Source organism: Pseudomonas putida, assembly GCA_041071465.1.
In the GTDB taxonomy this organism is placed as follows: Bacteria; Pseudomonadota; Gammaproteobacteria; order Pseudomonadales; family Pseudomonadaceae; genus Aquipseudomonas; species Aquipseudomonas putida_P.
In genome coordinates, this window is sequence record CP163498.1 from 3,102,608 (window position 1) to 3,120,434 (window position 17,827).

At 64.2% G+C, this 17,827-nt stretch carries 13 protein-coding genes and 1 pseudogene; 1 reads left to right on the forward strand and 13 read right to left on the reverse strand.

The genetic code is table 11. The annotated features are described in order from the left end of the window. Positions 1-141 precede the first annotated feature (141 nt). The gene (locus AB5975_14420; GenBank protein ID XDR22866.1) at positions 142-618 is read left to right on the forward strand and encodes a PA2169 family four-helix-bundle protein; all 477 of its coding nucleotides are present in this window, start codon (positions 142-144) and stop codon (positions 616-618) included. On the opposite strand, the gene AB5975_14425 is transcribed toward AB5975_14420, so the two are convergent. The 13 genes and pseudogenes from AB5975_14425 to AB5975_14485 form a co-directional block, all read right to left on the reverse strand. Beyond that, positions 615-2,105 (reverse strand): sensor domain-containing diguanylate cyclase, encoded by a 1,491-nt coding sequence (locus tag AB5975_14425; GenBank protein ID XDR22867.1) that lies wholly within the window; start codon positions 2,103-2,105, stop codon positions 615-617. The two genes, AB5975_14420 and AB5975_14425, sit on opposite strands and share 4 nt — an antisense overlap. Before the next feature lie 234 nt (positions 2,106-2,339). Next, a complete protein-coding gene (locus AB5975_14430) occupies positions 2,340-3,674 on the reverse strand; it encodes an OprD family porin (GenBank protein ID XDR22868.1) in 1,335 nt (444 codons plus the stop codon). A 205-nt stretch (positions 3,675-3,879) separates the two neighbouring features. After that, the gene (locus AB5975_14435) at positions 3,880-4,104 is read right to left on the reverse strand and encodes a hypothetical protein (protein ID XDR22869.1); all 225 of its coding nucleotides are present in this window, start codon (positions 4,102-4,104) and stop codon (positions 3,880-3,882) included. Between the two features lie 156 nt (positions 4,105-4,260). Continuing rightward, positions 4,261-5,658 (reverse strand): heavy metal sensor histidine kinase, encoded by a 1,398-nt coding sequence (locus AB5975_14440; protein XDR22870.1) that lies wholly within the window; start codon positions 5,656-5,658, stop codon positions 4,261-4,263. Next, positions 5,633-6,307 (reverse strand): heavy metal response regulator transcription factor, encoded by a 675-nt coding sequence (locus AB5975_14445; GenBank protein ID XDR22871.1) that lies wholly within the window; start codon positions 6,305-6,307, stop codon positions 5,633-5,635. The genes AB5975_14440 and AB5975_14445 overlap by 26 nt, the downstream gene beginning before the upstream one ends. A gap of 9 nt (positions 6,308-6,316) precedes the next feature. Continuing rightward, positions 6,317-9,409: a multidrug efflux RND transporter permease subunit gene (locus tag AB5975_14450; protein ID XDR22872.1), complete on the reverse strand. Its 3,093-nt coding sequence runs from the start codon at positions 9,407-9,409 to the stop codon at positions 6,317-6,319. Next, positions 9,406-10,569, reverse strand: a complete 1,164-nt coding sequence (locus tag AB5975_14455; protein XDR22873.1) for an efflux RND transporter periplasmic adaptor subunit — start codon at positions 10,567-10,569, stop codon at positions 9,406-9,408. Before AB5975_14455 ends, AB5975_14450 begins: the two co-directional genes overlap by 4 nt. Positions 10,570-10,837: 268 nt before the next feature. After that, entirely contained in the window at positions 10,838-11,572 is a 735-nt protein-coding gene (locus tag AB5975_14460) for a YkgJ family cysteine cluster protein (GenBank protein ID XDR22874.1), read from the reverse strand. Next, positions 11,569-11,880 (reverse strand): hypothetical protein, encoded by a 312-nt coding sequence (locus tag AB5975_14465; GenBank protein ID XDR22875.1) that lies wholly within the window; start codon positions 11,878-11,880, stop codon positions 11,569-11,571. The genes AB5975_14460 and AB5975_14465 overlap by 4 nt, the downstream gene beginning before the upstream one ends. Before the next feature lie 88 nt (positions 11,881-11,968). After that, complete coding sequence (locus AB5975_14470) at positions 11,969-12,868, reverse strand: chemotaxis protein (GenBank protein ID XDR22876.1); 900 nt, start codon at positions 12,866-12,868, stop codon at positions 11,969-11,971. Between the two features lie 141 nt (positions 12,869-13,009). Next, positions 13,010-14,194, reverse strand: coding sequence for an HlyD family type I secretion periplasmic adaptor subunit (locus AB5975_14475; protein XDR22877.1), 1,185 nt, complete (start codon positions 14,192-14,194; stop codon positions 13,010-13,012). Continuing rightward, positions 14,191-16,358, reverse strand: a pseudogene (locus tag AB5975_14480) (type I secretion system permease/ATPase). Before AB5975_14480 ends, AB5975_14475 begins: the two are co-directional and overlap by 4 nt. Next, positions 16,355-17,791 (reverse strand): TolC family outer membrane protein, encoded by a 1,437-nt coding sequence (locus AB5975_14485; GenBank protein ID XDR22878.1) that lies wholly within the window; start codon positions 17,789-17,791, stop codon positions 16,355-16,357. Before AB5975_14485 ends, AB5975_14480 begins: the two are co-directional and overlap by 4 nt. Positions 17,792-17,827 lie beyond the last annotated feature (36 nt).

Below are 17,827 nucleotides of genomic sequence, written 5' to 3' on the forward strand. Positions count from 1 at the left end.
CGGCAATCATGCAGAACGCCGTTGCCAGTTCGCGTCATTTGTTTTGTAACTATCTGAATAATAAGAGTTTTTCTTTATCTTGCAGCATGGCACGAACGCTGCACCTGTGTAGATGACTATCACCTGCCAAGGAGTTCGACCATGAGCAACCCCAACAAAGACGTGATTGACGTGCTCAACGACCTGATCGAGTACAGCAAGGATGGCGAGAAGGGCTTCAAGGCCTCGGCCGATGATGTGAAGAACGCCGAGCTGAAAGCGTTCTTCGTCCAGCGTGCCAGCGAGTGCGCCAACGCGGCCGGTGAACTGCAGAGCGAAGTGCGCCGCCTGGGCGGCGACCCGGAAACCTCCACCAGCATCAGCGGCGACCTGCACCGCGGCTGGGTCAACCTCAAGTCGATGGTTACTGGCAAGGACGAAGAAGCGGTGCTGAACGAAGTGGAGCGCGGTGAAGACCACGCCCTCAAAGCCTACAAGGAAGCCCGCGAAAAACTGGTGAAGCTGGGCCGCACTGCCAGCGACACGACCTACAGCCTGGTAGAAAAGCAGCTGCAAGGCGTGCAGCGCAACCATGACCAGGTCAAAGCCCTGCGCGACTCCGCCCGCGCCCGTTCCTAATCGGCCGGGCTCTCTACCCGGTTGCGGCCTTTGGCTTTGGCCCGGTAGAGCGCTTCATCCGCGGCACCCAGCACCCTGCTCAGGTCATGCTGGGTGCCGGACAGGCCGATGCCAATGCTCACCGTAACCGCGTGGGCATCATCGGCAAACGGCGCCAGCGCCTCGACGCTCGCACGGATGCGTTCAGCCAGCAGCTGCGCACCGGCCAGGTCGGTTTCTGGCAGCACCACCTGAAACTCCTCCCCTCCATAGCGCGCAGCCAGGTCCGCCGGGCGACGGATACATGCCTCGATAGTCTTGGCCACTTCGCGCAGGGCGTGGTCGCCACCGGCGTGGCCATGGCGTTGGTTGAATGCCTTGAAATGGTCCACATCGACCATCAGCACCGCCAGTGGCTTGCGGTTACGTTGGGCGCGCGCCCATTCCTGGCGCAACACCTGATCCAGTCGGCGGCGGTTGGCCAGGCCCGTCAGGCTGTCAGTGGCCGCCAGCGTGGCCAGGCCTTCTTCGGCTTCGTGGCGGCGGCGCAATTCACGGCCCAGCAGCAGCGTCAGCCAGAGAATGCCCACGCACAGCACCCCGGTGGCGACGCTGACCAGAATTGCGGTGCGGCGCCAGGATTGAAACACCTCGTCGGCCGAGTGCACCACCAACACGATCAGGGGCAATTGCGCGACACGGGCGAAGGTATACATGCGCGGTTTGCCGCTGCCGCCGGAGCGGGCGGTGAAGCTGCCGCTGCGTTCACTGAGGATGCGCTTGAAGTTGGGCCGTTCGGCGTAGTTGCTGCCGATCAGCGGGTCGTGCACGCGGGAGGGCTGGCGGGCGAGCAACTGCCCGTCGGTATTGAACAGGTTGATGCTGCTGTCATCCCCGATGTCCAGGCGCTGGAACAGTTCACTGAAGTACGACAGGCGCAGCGCACCCGCCGCCAACCCGGCGAACTCGCCATTGGGGCCGGAGATACGCCGGCTGAAACTGATGCACCAGTCCAGGTCGCCGAGCTTGGCCTTGAACGGCGGGCCTACCAGCAGGCCGAGGTTGGCATTGTGCTGGTGAGCCTTGAACACCCCGGTGTCGCCGAAGTTGGCCTTGCGCGGCACGCTGCTGGTGGAATCGCCGACGACGTTGCCTTGTTTGTCCAGCCACAGCACGTCACCGCGCTTGCGGTCGACGAACGCTTCATTGAACAGCAGGCGCTGGCGCAGTGGGCCAGGAGTTTGCGCCAGCTCCTTGCGCCCGACGGCCCAGATCAGGCCTTGCAGCGACTGGTCGTACAGTTCGGCGTTGCGCAGGATGTCGCTTTCGATCAGCTGGACGATGTTGTTCGACGCGCGCACCGCCGACAGCTCGACGCTGTCGCGCTCGCGGGCCAGCAGGTAGCTGACGATAGCCACGATGGCGAGCACGGCAAGGCAACTGCCCAGGTTGAGGATCAGTTCGGGGTGCGACCTGTAGACTGGGAAACGCGGGGATTGGGTGGGCATGCTCGCTACTGCGTGGGCAGGGCCATTCGCGGCGGCAATATTCTAGGGAAGCAGAGATTGTCGGACAAGATTTGTCCGACGGAATCGCGCAGAGCTGTATTTCGGCTTCACGCCGAACCCTGTGGGAGCGGGTTTACCCGCGAAGAATCCACCGCGGTGCTTGGCACCGGCTTCGCCGGTGTTCGCGGGTGAACCCGCTCCCACAGAGTCATATGTATTGTTTACAAACGGCGATCAGAACACGTTAAGCGGGTAATCCACGATCACGCGTACTTCGTCGTTGTCGCTGTTGCTGTCGATCGACGCATAACCCTGGCTGCCACGGTGGGTGGCGTAGCGCACCAGTACCGACAGGTCCTTCAGGTCACCCGCCTGGAACACGTACTTCACGTCCAGGTCGCGTTCCCAGTGCATGGCGTTCTTGCCATCTTCCCGGTAGTAGTCGTAATGCGTGGTGTCCTGGGCGGCCTTGGTCAGGTCGGCTTCACCGCGCGAGTACGACAGCGAAGTGGTCAGGCCTGGCACGCCGACACCGGCGAAGTCATAGTCGTACTGCAGCTTCCACGAGCGCTCGTTCGGCGCGTTGAAGTCCGAGTACATGCGCGAGTTGTCCAGGTACACGCTGTCGCCCAGGTTGATGTAGTCGAACGGCGTGTTGCCGTTCACGCGCTGGTAGGCGGCGGTGATGCTGTGGAACCCGGCGTTCACGGTGAAGTGCACGCTGTAGGTGTTGTTGTCGATCTTGCCCAGCAGGGCCTGGCCGGTGTCCTGGGTGTGGTAGAAGTGCACGCCCGGGTTCAGGCTGACCAGGTCGTTGACCACGTAGGTGTAGTCGAAGTCAGCGTAGTACTGGTTCCAGATGTCCTTCAGCTCGGCGGCGTACAGGTTGGCGGTGATGTTCTCGGTACCGCTCCACGATGCGCCGGCCCAGTTCAGGTGCTTGCTCTTGTCGTGCTCGTCCAGCGACCCGTAGTAGGTGTCGATGCGGCGGTGGCCGCTCTGGTTGTAGGGGTGGGTGAAGCTCACCTGGCCGCCTTCGAGCAGCAGGCCGTCGATGCTGGTGTTGGTCAGGCTCACACCACGGAAGGTTTGCGGCAGCATGCGGGTTTCGCCGCCGGCGATCACCGGGTTGGTGAGGAACAGGTCACCAGCTTTCAGTTCGGTGTCGAAGGCCTTGAGCTTGACTGCAGCGCCAGCCGTGGAGAACGAGTGCGGGGCAGCCCCCAGTTCGCCGTCGTCCTTGATGTGCTCAGGCAGGATGCTGGTGCCGGCATGGCCGCCACCGCCGTCGAGCTTCAGGCCCAACATGGCATGGGCGTCCAGGCCAAAGCCGATGACACCGGGGGTGTAACCCGACTCGAAGCGCGCAACCGCGCCCTGGCCCCATTCGCGGGTGTCGCGCACGCCAGCGTTGTGGTTGTCGCGGTTGAAGTAGGCATTACGAAAATGCAGGTTGAAGGACGACCCTTCGATGAAGCCATCAGCCTTGTCTTCATCTGCCTGGGCGGCGAAAGGGATCGTTGCAGTCAACGCAATGAAAAGCGGGGTAAAACGAAACGCGGAAGGCACCGGTACTAGCTCCTTTGGTCTGACGGTGGGGCAGTTTTTATTTTTGAATGTGCGTCTTTTTTATAGGGTGACGTTACAGCCGGGCTGAGAGTTAAAGCACATAAAAAAAGCCGCTGATTGGCAGCGGCTTTAAAAGGCTAACATATCGGCACCGGTGGTGCCCATGGCGTAGCCAAGGGAAAACGGGAGCAGTGACAGCGCGTGATCAGCTGTCGGCATTGGCATCGACAGAAACTTTGGAAGCTGTCTGTTTTGCGTCTTTGGCGGCGTCTGCCTTATTTGCGGCTACCGCGTCGCGGGCCTCTTGATGGACAGCGGCGAACTCAGCATTACGGGCGACGAAAGCCTGGGATTCTTCGGCCATGGCCAGGGGCGACAACAACAGGGAAGACAGGACGAAGACGCTGGCAATACCCATACTGTTGGACATTTGAAACTACCTTCTTGCGGTGCAAGTGCTAATGAGGACGGGGGTAAAGTTAGCCCTTTCAATGCACTTGAAACAGAGCGAAGTGCGATAAGCACTGTTGCGCAAAAGGTAACGATCCATGAGAAAGCAATAGTACTTTCGCCGCAAACCACCGTCCTAGACGCGGTCCCTGTGGGTGGGTAACTGGATACCGAAGGTATTGGCCCCCGCTGCACTGCGTACAAACACCTCCCCACCATGCATCAGCGCGATCGCCTTGACGATCGCCAAGCCCAACCCATGGTTGCCACCACCACTGTTGCTGCGTGCAGCATCCACCCGGTAGAAACGTTCGAACAGTAACGGCAGGTGCTCATCATCAATTGCCGGCCCCGGGTTACTCACGGCAATGCTGACCTGTTCCGGCCCGGCATCGATCTGCACCTGGATCACCTGGTGTGGTGCGGTGTGCTGCACGGCGTTGTTCAGCAGGTTGATCAGCGCCCGGCGCAGCTGGGCTTTTTCAATCGGCGCCTGGGCGTCGCCGGTCACGCTCACGCTGACCTGCGCGTCTTCGAGGATGTAATCCAGGTAGTCGAGGGTGGTCGCTACTTCCTCGGCCAGCGAGGCCTGGGTCAGGGCGGTGGCCTTGCTGCCTTGATCGGCGCTGGCCAGGAACAGCATGTCGTTGATGATGCTGCGCAGGCGCTCCAGCTCTTCCAGGTTCGATTGCAGCACTTCGAAGTAGTGCTCGGCGCTGCGGCCACGGGTCAGCGCCACCTGGGTCTGGCCGATCAGGTTGGTCAGCGGCGAACGCAGTTCGTGGGCTACGTCGGCGTTGAACGCTTCCAGCCGCGAATAGGCCTGGCTGACGCGGTCGAGCGCAGCGTTGAAGGCGCCGGCAAACTGCGCCAGCTCCGGGGCCAGCGCGTGGGTCTGCAAGCGCCCGTCCAGGCGAGGTGGCGCCAGTGCCTGGGCCTCGTTGGACAACGCCAGCAGCGGCCGCAGGCCAATGCGCGCCACCCAGTAGCCCAGCACTGAAGCCAGCAGCACGCCAAGCACGGCCAGCCCGACAATCGCCACCAGCAGGCTGTGCTGTGCCTGCCAGAAGGTTTCGGTGTCAATGCCGATCAGAAAACGCAACGCCGGCCGCTCGCCCAGCGCCGGCAGTTCGCTGACCAGTACTTTGTATGGGTAGGGCCGGTCAGGCAGACGCAAGTCGCGCATGCCTTGCGGCCCTTCGGCGAAGGCACGCACCAGCTCGCTGGGGTGGCCGTATTCATAGGCCGGGTTGCTGCTGACCACCCAGAAGCGAATGCGCTTGTCCTCTTCGCTAAGTAGGTTGAGCTTGTTGTTGATCTTGGCCCAGTGGTCGGGTGTGCCATAGCGGTTGAGGGTGGATTCGAGCACGCTGAAGCGCGCATCCAGCTCCGCCTGTGGCAGCAAGTCGAGGCTGCGATCGACCTGGCGGTACAGCGCCGAGCCGATCAGCACGAACACACCCAGCGCCACCAGGATGAACAACGCCGACAGGCGCAGCGCGATGGAGTTACCCCGCACGGTTTTCCAGGACATAGCCCATGCCTCGGATGGTGTGCAGCAACTTGTTGTCGAAAGGCCCGTCGAGTTTCGCGCGCAGGCGCTTGATCGCCACTTCCACGACGTTGGCATCGCTGTCGAAGTTGATGTCCCAGACCAGCTCGGCAATCGCCGTCTTCGACAGGATTTCACCCTGCCGCCGGGCCAGCACGCTCAATAACGAGAACTCCTTGGCCGTCAGGTCCAGGCGTTGACCGGCGCGAGTGGCCTTGCGCGCCATCAGATCGATCCACAGGTCTGCCACCTGCACCTGCAGCGGTTCGTGGCTGCTGCTGCGCCGGGTCAGGGCCTGCAGGCGGGCGACCAGTTCGAGGAACGAGAACGGCTTGCCCAGGTAATCGTCAGCGCCCTCACGCAGCCCATGGATGCGGTCTTCGACACGCTCGCGGGCGGTCAGCATGATCACCGGCGTTTGCTTGCGAGCGCGCAAGGCGCGCAGCACGCCATAACCGTCCAGGCCTGGCAGCATCACATCCAGCACGATTACCGCGTAGTCACCCTCCAGGGCCAGGTGCAGGCCATCGATGCCGTCCCGCGCCAGGTCCACGGTAAAGCCCTGTTCGCTCAGGCCGCGATGCAGGTAGTCGGCGGTTTTTTCTTCGTCTTCGATGATCAGCACACGCATGGTCTTGTCCTAACTGGCACTTGGCGCTGCCGTTCGGGCAGCCTGGCGGCGGTGGAACAGGCGCTCCAGGGCCAAGTATATGACCGGGGTGGTGAACAGCGTCAGCGCCTGGCTCACCAGCAGGCCGCCGACCACCGCAATGCCCAGCGGTTGGCGCAGCTCGGCCCCAGTACCAAAACCGAACATCAGCGGCACGGCGCCGAGCAAGGCTGCCAGGGTGGTCATGATGATCGGCCGGAAGCGCGTCAGGCACGCCTGGTGAATCGCCTGTTCAGGTGTCAGGCCGTGATGGCGCTGCGCTTCGAGGGCGAAGTCGATCAGCAGGATGCCGTTTTTCTTGACGATACCGATCAGCAGCACCACTCCAATCAGCCCCATGATGCTGAAGTCCTGGCCCATGGCCCACAGCAAAATCAGCGCACCCAGGCCGGCCGAGGGCAGGGTGGAGATGATCGTCAGCGGGTGGACGAAGCTTTCGTACAGCACACCGAGAATGATGTACACCGCCACCAGTGCCGCCAGAATCAGCCAAGGCTGGCTCGACAGCGAACTCTGGAATGCCTGCGCCGCACCCTGGAAGTTGCCGCTGATCGAGTCGGGCATGCCCAGTTCGCGCTGGGTGCGATCAAGGATGCTTACCGCATCGCCCAAGGCCACGCCTGGCGCCAGGTTGAACGACAGGTTGGCGGCTGGGAACAGGCCATCGTGGCTGATCGACAGGGGCCCGGTGCTGGGCGGTGCCACGTGGGCCACGGCCGACAGTGGCACCATTTGGCTGGTCAGCGGCGAGCGCAGGTAGAAGTAGTTGAGGCTTTCGGCCTTGCCGCGCTGGCGCGCGTCCAGTTCCAGGATCACCTTGTACTGGTTGGTCTCGGTCTGGAATTCGCTGATCTGCCGCTGGCCGAAGGCGTCGTACAGGGCCTGGTCGACGTCGGTGGTGGTCAGGCCGAAACGTGCTGCGGCCTGGCGGTCGATATCGATGCGGGTGACACTGGCGCCCAACTGCAGGTCATTGGACAAGTCGCGGAACGCCGGGTTTTCCCGCAGGCGTTCGGTCAGGCGCTGGGTCCACAGGTTAAGCGCGTCGCCATCGTTGCTCTTGAGCACATACTGGTACTGGGTGCGCGAGGGCCCGGAGCTGAGGTTGATGTCCTGACCGGCGCGCATGTACAGCACGATGCCCGGTACCTGGGCCAGCTTGGGCCGCAGCCGGTCGATCAGTTCGCTGGCCGAGACATCGCGTTCGCCGCGCGGCTTGAGGGCGATCCAGAAGCGGCCGTTGGCGATGGTCTGGTTGCTGCCGGTAACGCCCACCGAATGGGAGAACGCACGCACCGCAGGGTCTGCGCCGATGATTTTGGCCAGTGCCTGGTGCTTCTCGATCATCGACGGGTATGACACATCCGCCGCCGCTTCGCTGGTGCCCAGGATGAAGCCGGTGTCCTGCAGGGGGAAGAAGCCCTTGGGGATGCCCACGTAACCTGCCACCGCCAGCGCCAGGGTCACACCGAATACACCGAGGGTCAGGCGCTGGTGGGCGAGGGCCCGGTTCAAGCCTTTTTCATACCACTTGACCAGGCGCTCGCCAAACCCACCCTTGTGCTCGCCGGGCGGGCGGCGCATGAACAGTGCGCACAGGGTTGGCGCCAAGGTCAACGAGACCACCACCGAAATCAAAATGGTGGCGGTGGCAGTGAGGGCGAATTCCTTGAACAGCCTGCCGACCACACCGCCCATGAACAGCAGCGGGATGAACGCGGCAATCAGCGAGAAACTGATCGACACCACGGTAAAGCCGATTTCCCCAGCGCCCTTGAGCGCCGCCGTGCGGCTGTCGTCGCCGGCCTCCAGGTGGCGATGGATGTTCTCCACCACCACGATGGCATCATCCACCACGAAGCCCACCGAGATGACGATGGCCACCAGGGTGAGGTTGTTCAGGCTGAAACCCAGTACGTACATCAGCGCGCAGCTGGCGATCAGCGATACACCGAGCACGCTGGACACCACCATTGTCGCCGACCACTGGCGCAGGAACAGCGCCATGACCCCGATCACCAGGGCCACTGCGATCATCAGGGTCAGCTCCACTTCGTGCAGCGAGGCGCGAATGGTCTGGGTGCGGTCCTGCAGCACCGACACCTCGACCGAGGCCGGCAGCATCTCTTGCAGCTTGGGCAGGGCGGCCAGTACCCGGTCCACGGTATCGACGATGTTGGCCCCAGGCTGGCGGAAGATCACCAGGTTCAGCCCCGGCTGGTCGCCGGACCAGGCTTTGACATAGGCGTTTTCGGCGCCGTTGATCACCTTGGCCACGTCCTTCAGGTGCACGGGGGCGCCGTCGCGGTACGAGACGATCAGTTGCGCGTAGTCCTCGGGGTGGAACAGCTGGTCGTTGGCGGCGATGGTCGACACGCTGTGCTCGCCGTACAGCGCGCCCTTGGCCAGGTTCAGGCTGGTTTGCTGGATGGCCTGGCGCAGGTCGGCCAGGGTCAGGCCGATGGCGGCCAGTTTTTCGGGCTGCGCCTGCACGCGGATGGCCGGGCGTAATTGGCCGGTGATGTTGATCAGGCCCACCCCTTCGATCTGGCTCAGTTGGCGGGCCAGCAGGGTTTCGGCGTAGTCACTGAGCTCGTTGCCGGGCATTTGGTCGGAACTGACCGTCATTACCAGCACCGGGCTGTCGGCTGGGTTGACCTTGCGCCAGGTCGGCGGGTTGGGCAGGTCTTGCGGCAGGCGCGCAGTGGCGGTGTTGATCGCTGCCTGTACTTCCTGGGCGGCAGTGTCGATGTTCTTGTCCAGGGTGAACTGCAAGATCAGGGTGGTCGAGCCCAGCGCACTGCTGCTGGTCATCTGGGTCATGCCGGGGATGGCGCTGAACTGCACTTCCAGGGGCGTGGCGACCGACGAGGCCATGGTTTCCGGGCTGGCGCCGGGCAGTTGGGCCGTGACCTGGATGGTCGGGAAGTCTGCCTCGGGCAGTGGCGCCACCGGCAGGCGCGGGAAGGCGATGGCTCCCAGCAGCACCAGGGCGAAGGTCAGCAGCAAGGTGGCGATGGGATGGTCGATGCACCAGGCCGAAACACCGTTGCGCGTGTTCATGGCTGGCTCCGGCGATCCGCCATTTCCGACGGCACGGGGGCGTCATGGGTGATCTCGACCCGTGAGCCCGGCTTGAGCCGCGACTGGCCATCGAGCACCAGGCGCTCGCCCGGCTTGACCCCGGCTATGATGTTCAACCCGCTGTCCTGGTACAGCACCTTGACCGGCACGCTGGTGACCTTGTCGCCGTCCAGGCGGTAGACGAAGTGCCCGTCGACGCCGCGTTGCACCACGGGCGGCGGCACCACCAGGGCGTTTTCTTCCACAGCTGTGCGCAGGCGAATGGTGACCAACTGGCCTGGCCACAGGCGGCCGTCCTTGTTGTCGAACTCGGCTTTTACCCGCACGGTGCCGGTGGTGGCGGAAATCTGGTTGTCGATCAGTGCCAGATGGCCTTCGCCGAGCAGGCTGCGTTCGCCATCGGCGTCCATATAGGCCTGCACCAGCGCCGGGGTTGGCGCCTTCAGCAGGCTCTGCAGGGTTGGCAGCATTTGCTGTGGCAGGGCGAATTCGACGGCGATCGGGTCGATCTGGGTGACGCTGAACAGCCCTTGGGTATCGCTGGTGCGCACCAGGTTGCCAGGGTCGACGTTGCGGATGCCGACGCGCCCGGTGACCGGCGAGCGGATCTGCGTGTAGGAGAGTTGCACCTCGGCGTTGGCGATGGCGGCCTGGTTGCCCTTGACCGTGGCCTGCAACTGGTTGACCAGCGCCTGTTGCTGGTCAAGGGTCTGCTTGGACACGCCGTCATCGCTGCTGAGCAGGCGGTAGCGCTTGAGGTCGACGCCGGCCACCTGGATCTGAGCCTGGCTTTGGCCGAGCTGGGCGCGGGCCTGGTCGAGGCTGGCGCGGATGCTGCGATCATCGAGGGTGGCGAGCAGGTCGCCCTCCTTGACCCACTGACCTTCCTTGACCAGCACTTGCGTGAGTATCCCCTCGACTTGCGGCCTGACCTCGACGCTGTGCAACGACAGCACCGAGCCGATGGCGCTGGCATAGCGCGGCACGTCTTGCTGGGCAACGCTGACAACGCGCACAGGGATGGCGGTTTGTGCGCGGGCGGCCGGTTCGGGTTGGCGCTGGCCGAACCAGATGCCCGCTACCACCAGGACCAGAAGCGCCAAGGCGGCGAGGATGACTGAGCGGGACGGACGTCGCATCGGTGCGGGCACCTTGACCAGGTAGGAGGGAACGGTTGTCGGTATTCAATCTTATAGCCCCCCAACCGGGTCGGCAGCGTGACCGCTGGCTGACAGCGCTGTCAGTTTCGCCTGCCGCAGAATACGATTCCGTGTAGGAGCGGCCTTGTGTCGCGATCGGGCCGCGAAGCGGCCCCGGCAATCTATGGGGTAACGCTGAAATCCGGGGGCTGCTTCGCAGCCCGATCGCGACACAAGGCCGCTCCTACAAGGGGGGCGTGCGTCTTGGCTAGAAACCGATAAAGGCGTAGTACAGCGGGGTTTCGTTGGTCGTGCGCAAACCAAGCCCCTGCAAGCTCCCCGCCAGCGCTTCATCCTGCACATGCAAGGTCCACTGCGCTGCGTCATCTCCCTGCACCTGTGCCAGGGCCGTGGCAAACGCCCCCATGTCTGGCAGGTACGCGGTAAACCCATTGCCCTTGAGCGCACTGGTCGTCATGCCCAGTGCCTGGCACACCGCCACCTTGATGGCAATGTCGTCGCGGTCGGCCTGGCGCGAGGCTTGTACCAGCGCCTTTAGCTCGGCGTCGACCAACTGCGTGCCATGGATCAGCTCCGGGCCCTGTTGCCAGGCCTCCGGCGGGCAGTCCTTGGTGTCCGGGCGTAGCGGAATATGGGGGTTGATTTCCACCGGATAGATGCGACAGACCAGCGGGCGCTGGTCATAGATGGTGCACAGGTCGTTGTCGTCGAGGTTGCGGCAACGCCCAGGGTTGAATGCGGCAAAGGTCACCGAAACGCGTGCCTCGCCGTCGCCGCACTGCACCGGATGGGAACGGCGCAGCACATGATCACGCTGCTCCAGCGGCATACCGGGGCCGTCGGTCACGAAGGCCTCGATCAGCACGATTACCTGGCCTGCATCCTGCGCCCAGCGGCGCGCTTCGGCCAGGGTCAAAGGTACATGGTGCCCGGTGCAGCATTTGCCGCAGCCGGTACAGCCGAAACGCAAGCTGTCGGTCACTTGGCTTCCGGGCTCCATTCGCTGACGAAGGCACGCTGGTGCTGGCGGTCGTATAGGCACAGTTCGGTGCCGGTGCGCTTCTGCATGTGCTTTTGCGGGTACACGCCTTCAATGAGCAGGGCACTCATGCCCACCTGGTCATCGAACTCGGCGGGCTTGCCGCGGGCGTGGGCGTCCTTGAACTGGCTGGCGGCCAAGCAGGCTTTTAGCATCTGCTGGCGCTGCTCGTTCCAGGCCTGGCTGCTTGAGGCCTGGGCAATACCGCTGAAGAGGGCACAGCTGATCAGGATGGCGCTGAAAAACTTCATACGTGATTCCGGCAATTTTCTTGCGAAGGGCGCAAATTATGCCCGACTCACCCCCGACGGCAAGCCGGGGAGATTGTCTCTGAATATATCAGTGCTCGGCGAATACCACGGTACGCGCGGCCACCACCAGACAATCGGTCAGTTCCGGTGAAGAGAACTTGGTAAGGATGGCATTGGCCCCGGCCTGGGTCGCCTTTTCGCTGCTCATGGCACTGTCCAGCGAGGTGTGCAGCAGCACGTACAGGTGCTGGAAGTCGGGTGTTTCACGCAGGGTACGGGTGAAGGCGTAGCCGTCCATTTCGCTCATTTCGATATCGGAGACGATGATGTTGATCTCCTGCGCGGTGCCCTGCAGCTCCAGCAGCACGTTGATGGCATCCTTGGCGCTGCGTGCGGTGTGGCACTCTATGCCCAGGTTGCGAAGGGTGTGCACCGACTGCTGCAGGGCCACCTGGCTGTCGTCCACCACCAGGATGTTGGCGGCGGCCAGCAGGCTTGCGTCTTCTTCGCTCAAGGTGCCGTGCGCAGGCTCCGCCACGGGCGGGGCGATGGCGTGAATGACCTTCTCGATGTCCAGCACCTGCACCAGGGTGTTGTCGACGCGGGTCACGCCGGTGATGAACGAGCGGTTGCCCGAGGCATAGGGCGGCGGTTTGATGTCGGTGCTCAGGCAATGCACGATGCGGCTGACCGCCTGCACATGCAGGCCCTGGCGCGAGCGGCTGATCTCGGTGACGATCAGGCAGCCACCCTGCGGGTCGGCCAGTGGTTGTTCACCGATGGCGCGGGACAGGTCGATGACCGACAGCGAATGGCCGCGCAGGGTTGCCACACCTTTCACATGGGGGTGCGACTCGGGCAGCTTGGTCAGAGACGGGCAGGGAATGATCTCGCTGACCTTGAGCAGGTTGATTGCCATCAGCTTGCCGCTGCGCAGGGTGAACAGCAGCAGGGACAGCGAGTCCGCGCGGGCATTTTGCGTGGCCATGGTGACCTTCGGTGGGGAACAGGGAATAACCGGTTATCGGCCTGTTTGGGTTGGGCTTTAGGGTTTGGTGGGATTGTCTTGAGTTTTGTGTTGTTGGGGCGGCGCTCGGTCGCCCCAACAACACAAAACTCAAGGCATGCACTACCGTTCGCGCAGGGCCTCCTTGGCCCGGTTCAGCGGCTTGATCAGGTAATCGAGGATGGTCTTCTCACCGGTGCGGATATCCACCGTGGCAATCATCCCCGGCACGATCGCGAAATGCTTGCCGGCCTTGTTCTGCAAGCTGTCCTGCTCGGTGCGGATGAACACGCGGTAGTAGTAGATCTCCGGCTTCACCTCATCCTGCAGGGTATCCGGCGAAATCCCCACCACCTTGCCATCCAGCCCGCCATACACCGAGTAGTCATAGGCACTGATCTTGACCTTGGCCGCCTGGTCGGGGTGGATGAAGGCGATGTCACGCGGGGCGATGCGGGTTTCGATCAACAGGCGCTCGTCCATCGGCACGATTTTCATTACCTGGCCGCCCGGTTGCACCACGCCGCCCAAGGTATTGACTTCGATGTCCTTGACGATGCCGCGCACCGGCGAGCGCAGGGTCAGGCGGGTGAGCGAGTCGCTGCGCCCGCGGATCACTTCCGACAGGCTGTCCGCTTCGGCGCTGGCCTTGGCCAGTTCTTCCCGGGCACGTACCAGGTAGTCGGAGCGGGCTTCGTTGGCCTTGAGCTCGAGCTCTGAACGCTGGCGGTTCAGGCGGATCACCTCGACCCGGCTGGAGGCGCCCATCTTCGCCAGGTTCTCGGTGATCTGCAGCTCGCTGCGCACCAGTTGCAGCGAGTCCTGAATGCCAGCCAGGGTCTGTTCCAGGCCACGGCGTCGGGTCTGGTACAGGGCGGTTTCGGCATCGATCAGGTCGGGAGAGTCGCGCAGGCTTTCCGGGAAGGTCAGCGGTTTGCCGGTCACTTCTGCCTGCAGGCGGGCCTGGCTCGCCTTGGCGGCACGGTACTTGGCTTCGCTTTCGCCAACGCTGGAAGCGGTTTTGGTCGGGTCGAGCTGGGCCAGCACCTGGCCGCGCTCGACCAGGTCGCCTTCGGCCACGCTCATCTGCGCGACGATGCCGCCCTCGAATGACTGGATCACCTGCTCGCGCGAACTGGGGATGACCTTACCGGTACCGGTGGACACTTCGGTCACCTCGAACCAGGCCGCCCAGGCCAGGAACGCCGCCAGCATCAGCGCGCAAAGGGTGATGATGCGGCCGGCGCGGAATACCGCCTGATCGTCCTGCCCGTCCAGGTAGGAGGCCGGAAGTTCATGGTTGCTCATGCCTGGGCTCCTTGCAGTTTGGCCAGGGCGGCGTCGCGCGCGTCGTCGATGACGATGCGCCCGGCATCCAGCACCAGAATGCGGTCGACCCGTTGCAGCACGCTCAGACGGTGGGTGGCGATCACCAGGGTGCGGCCCTGGCAGAAGCGTTCGAGGTTATCCAGCAGCTTGCGCTCGGTCATGTCGTCCAGCGACGCGGTCGGCTCGTCCAGCAGCAGCACCTGCGGCTGGCGCACCAGCAGGCGCGACAGCACCAGGGCCTGGCGTTGGCCGCCGGACAAGCCCAGGCCGCCTTCGAGGATCAGGTGGTCCATGCCCTTGGGCAGACGGCGGACGAAGTCCAGCGCGCCGGTGGTGGCCAGCGCGGCCACCAGTTCCTGGTCGCTGGCCTGGCCGGCGCCAAGGGTGAGGTTTTCCGCAGGGTGCCGTGGAACAGCCGCGCGTATTGCGGCAGCAGGCCCACATCACGGCGTAGGTCGGCAGGGTCGAGGTGGGCCATGGCGATGCCGTCCAGGCTGATCTCGCCTTGTACCAGGTCCATGGCCCCGCCCAAGGCTTGCAGCAAGGTCGATTTGCCAGCACCGTTGCGCCCAAGCACGGCAATGCGCTCGCCCGGCTGGATATCCAGCTGGCCGATGTTCAGTACCGGTGGGGACTCTTCGCTGTAGCGGAAGTTGGCCTGGCGCAAGCGGTACTCGCCACGGATGGCCGGCAGGTGCACGCGGGCTTCGCCTTCGGGGTGGTCGACCGGCGACTGCATCAGCTTGTCCAGGCCCTGGAGGGCTACCTTGGCTTGCTGCCAGCGGGTCAGCACATGGGTCAGTTGCGCCAGCGGGGCCATCATCCGCGACGACAGCATCGACGCCGCCACCAGGCTACCGGTCGTGAGGTCGCCGGCGATGACCATGGGTGCACCGATCACGATGACCACGGCGAACACCGCGCCCTGCACGTTCTGCGTCCAGGTCACCAGGCCGTTGGTGAGGGTGCGCAGGCGCAGGTTGGTGTGCGCGCAAGCGGCGTTGTACTGGTTCCACTGCCGCTCGAAGCGTGCCTCTGCCTGCAGTGCCTTGATCTCGTCCAGGCCCTGGATGCTCTCTACCAGCATGGCGTTGCGCAGCGCCGACTCGCGCATCGAGGCATTGGCAAGCCGTGCCAGGCGCCGTTGCGCGAGCAACCCGGGCAGGACCATGGCCAGCAACGCGACCAGTGGGATGAACACCAGCACGCCGCCGATCAGCCAGAACACCAACAGGAACAGCAGAAAGAACGGCAGATCGGCCAGCGCCGTGGCGGTGCTTGAGGTGATCAGATCGCGAATCGACTCCAGTTCGCGCAGTTGCGAGATGAACGAGCCAGTGGATTTCGGCCGCACCGAGTTGCGCAGGCGCAGGGCATGCCCGTAGACCAGGTCGCTTACCCGCAAGTCGGCGCGTTTGCCGAGCAGGTCGGTCACCTTCAGCCGCAGCAGGCGCATGCTGAAGTCGAACACCAGTGCCAGCACCACGCCACCAAACAGCACGTAAAGGGTTGGCAGGGATTCGGCCGGGATCACCCGGTCGTACACCTGCATCGAGAACAGCACCCCGGCCAGCGCCAGCACGTTGGCCACCAGCGAGGCGACCATCACCTGGCCATAGGGGCGTAGGTCGCGCAGCACGATGCGGGCGAACCAGTGGCGGTCGTAGGGCGCGGTGTAGTCGTCGGTGCGCACGTCACGCAGCGGCCTTGCCGGGCGCAGCAGGGCAACGCGGTTGATGCGGCCCTTGAGGGTGTCGCGTGGCAGGCGCGAGGTCAGGCCCTGGTCGCCGGCGAACACCACCGCCACGTCGTCCTCTTCGGTCACCGACTCGACCACTGCCAGCTGGCCATCGTCCAGCTCCAGCACCAGCGGCGTGCGCCATTGCCGCAGGCCCTTGGCATCGAAGCGCACGAAGCGCAGGGCCAGCCCGGCCTGGCGGGCCATGTGCCGGAGGATTTCGTCCAGTGGGCGAGCATCCTCCACGGCGGCCAGGCGAATGCGCTGGGGCGACACGTCCAGGCGGTAGTGGTGTGCGACCTGAAGCATCACTTCCAGCCACGGCCCAAGGTCTGGCCGATGAGCTTCTTCGGCCGCTGGGGCAGGCGCCTGGTTGGGCAGGGTTACATTGATCGGATCGCTCATGGCTGGATCTCCACACCTTGCAGGTTGCGCCCCTCAAGGCCAAAGGCCGTGCGCAGGGCGCCGGTGTTGTACAGGCAGTCGACATCCAGGCGCAGCAGGTCGGAGCGGGTGCCGGCAAGTTCGAAGCGTGACTGGTAGATCTCCTGCTCGGCGTTGAGCAGGTCGAGCAGTGGCCGCGTGCCCAGGTCCAGGTATTGGCGGCCGTAAAGCATGCGTGCTTCCTGGATGCTGACCTGGCGCGCTTCCAGCGACGTCAGCCGGCGGCCCAGCCCGGAGGTTTGCGCCATGGCCTCGGCCAGGCCCCGACGCGCCTGCAGGCGTGCTGCATCTTCGGCGGAATCGGCGGCGGTCAGCGCATGGCCGGCAGCGCGGGTGCGGGCACTGATGGCACCGCCCTGGTAAATGGGCACTTCGACGTTGAGGTAGATGCCCGCCTGGGTGCGGTCCATGCGTGAGTTGTCGCGGTTGTAGTCGTTGTCCAGGTAATGGTTGACCTGCGGTTGCAACGACACCGTCGGGTAGGCCTCCGCCTTGGCCTGGGCCAGCTCGGCCTGGCCTTGGGCGCGCTGGGCCAGGGCCATCAGCACCGCAGGCAGGCGGTCATCGCCCTGCGCGGGGCGCTTGCAGGCCTGGTTCAGCTCGGCGGGTGAATCCTCGGTCAGAGCTGGTGGGGTAACACGCCCCATCAGCGCCGCCAGGGTCGAGCGCCAGCGCTCGTACTGCGACTGGTACTCCTCGAGCGTGGCGCGGGCGCTTTCCACACGAGATTCGGCCTGCACCACGTCGGAACGGGTGCTGGCGCCCATGTCGCTGCGCTGGCGGGCCATGCCGGCAATGTCGCCAACCCCGCGAACCTGGTCGCGGGCGATGGTCATCAGTTGCTCGTAGCGGCGGGTTTCGATCCAGGCATAGGCGGTGTCGCGAGCCAGTTCGTCGACCACCAGCAGGATATTGGCCTGGGCGCGAGCGGCGGCGGCCTGGGCCGCGCTGACGGCGCTGTCGACCTTGCCGAAGTCATAGAGCATTTGCTTGAGCGACAGGTTCAAGGCCTGGCTGTTGCGGTCGCCGCCGTAGCCGGTGTCATAACCGGTGCGGATACCGCCGGAAATTTGCGGGTAGTACCCGGCGCGGGCGACGTTGATGCCTTCGCCCTGCTTGTACAGGTTGCCGACGGCCTCGGCGATGCTTGGGTGCCACTGTGCGGCCTGCAGCACCGCATCGGTCAACCCCAGGCGCTCGCCGCTGGCGACCGGGGCCATGCCGATGGGCGGGCGGGCGGGCACCGCTTCGGGCGCATCGCGTAACAGCGATGGCCCGATCTGGCGTAGTTGGGGGTCTATGTCATCGGCTGCGTGGGCAACCGGGTGGAAGTCAAGGGCCAGGAGCCCGAAGGCTCCCAGCAACAGCGGTGACAGCGGACTGCTTCGCTTCACATAGTTCCCTTACTGCTGGTCGTCCATGCCGCCGGG

Bases quoted from the DNA above. Each gene is read 5' to 3' on its own strand.
- AB5975_14420 (XDR22866.1), top strand. From the start codon at position 142: ATGAGCAACCCCAACAAAGACGTGATTGACGTGCTCAACGACCTGATC.
- AB5975_14425 (XDR22867.1), bottom strand. From the start codon at position 2,105: ATGCCCACCCAATCCCCGCGTTTCCCAGTCTACAGGTCGCACCCCGAA.
- AB5975_14435 (XDR22869.1), bottom strand. From the start codon at position 4,104: ATGTCCAACAGTATGGGTATTGCCAGCGTCTTCGTCCTGTCTTCCCTG.
- AB5975_14440 (XDR22870.1), bottom strand. From the start codon at position 5,658: ATGTCCTGGAAAACCGTGCGGGGTAACTCCATCGCGCTGCGCCTGTCG.
- AB5975_14445 (XDR22871.1), bottom strand. From the start codon at position 6,307: ATGCGTGTGCTGATCATCGAAGACGAAGAAAAAACCGCCGACTACCTG.
- AB5975_14450 (XDR22872.1), bottom strand. From the start codon at position 9,409: ATGAACACGCGCAACGGTGTTTCGGCCTGGTGCATCGACCATCCCATC.
- AB5975_14455 (XDR22873.1), bottom strand. From the start codon at position 10,569: ATGCGACGTCCGTCCCGCTCAGTCATCCTCGCCGCCTTGGCGCTTCTG.
- AB5975_14465 (XDR22875.1), bottom strand. From the start codon at position 11,880: ATGAAGTTTTTCAGCGCCATCCTGATCAGCTGTGCCCTCTTCAGCGGT.
- AB5975_14470 (XDR22876.1), bottom strand. From the start codon at position 12,868: ATGGCCACGCAAAATGCCCGCGCGGACTCGCTGTCCCTGCTGCTGTTC.
- AB5975_14475 (XDR22877.1), bottom strand. From the start codon at position 14,194: ATGAGCAACCATGAACTTCCGGCCTCCTACCTGGACGGGCAGGACGAT.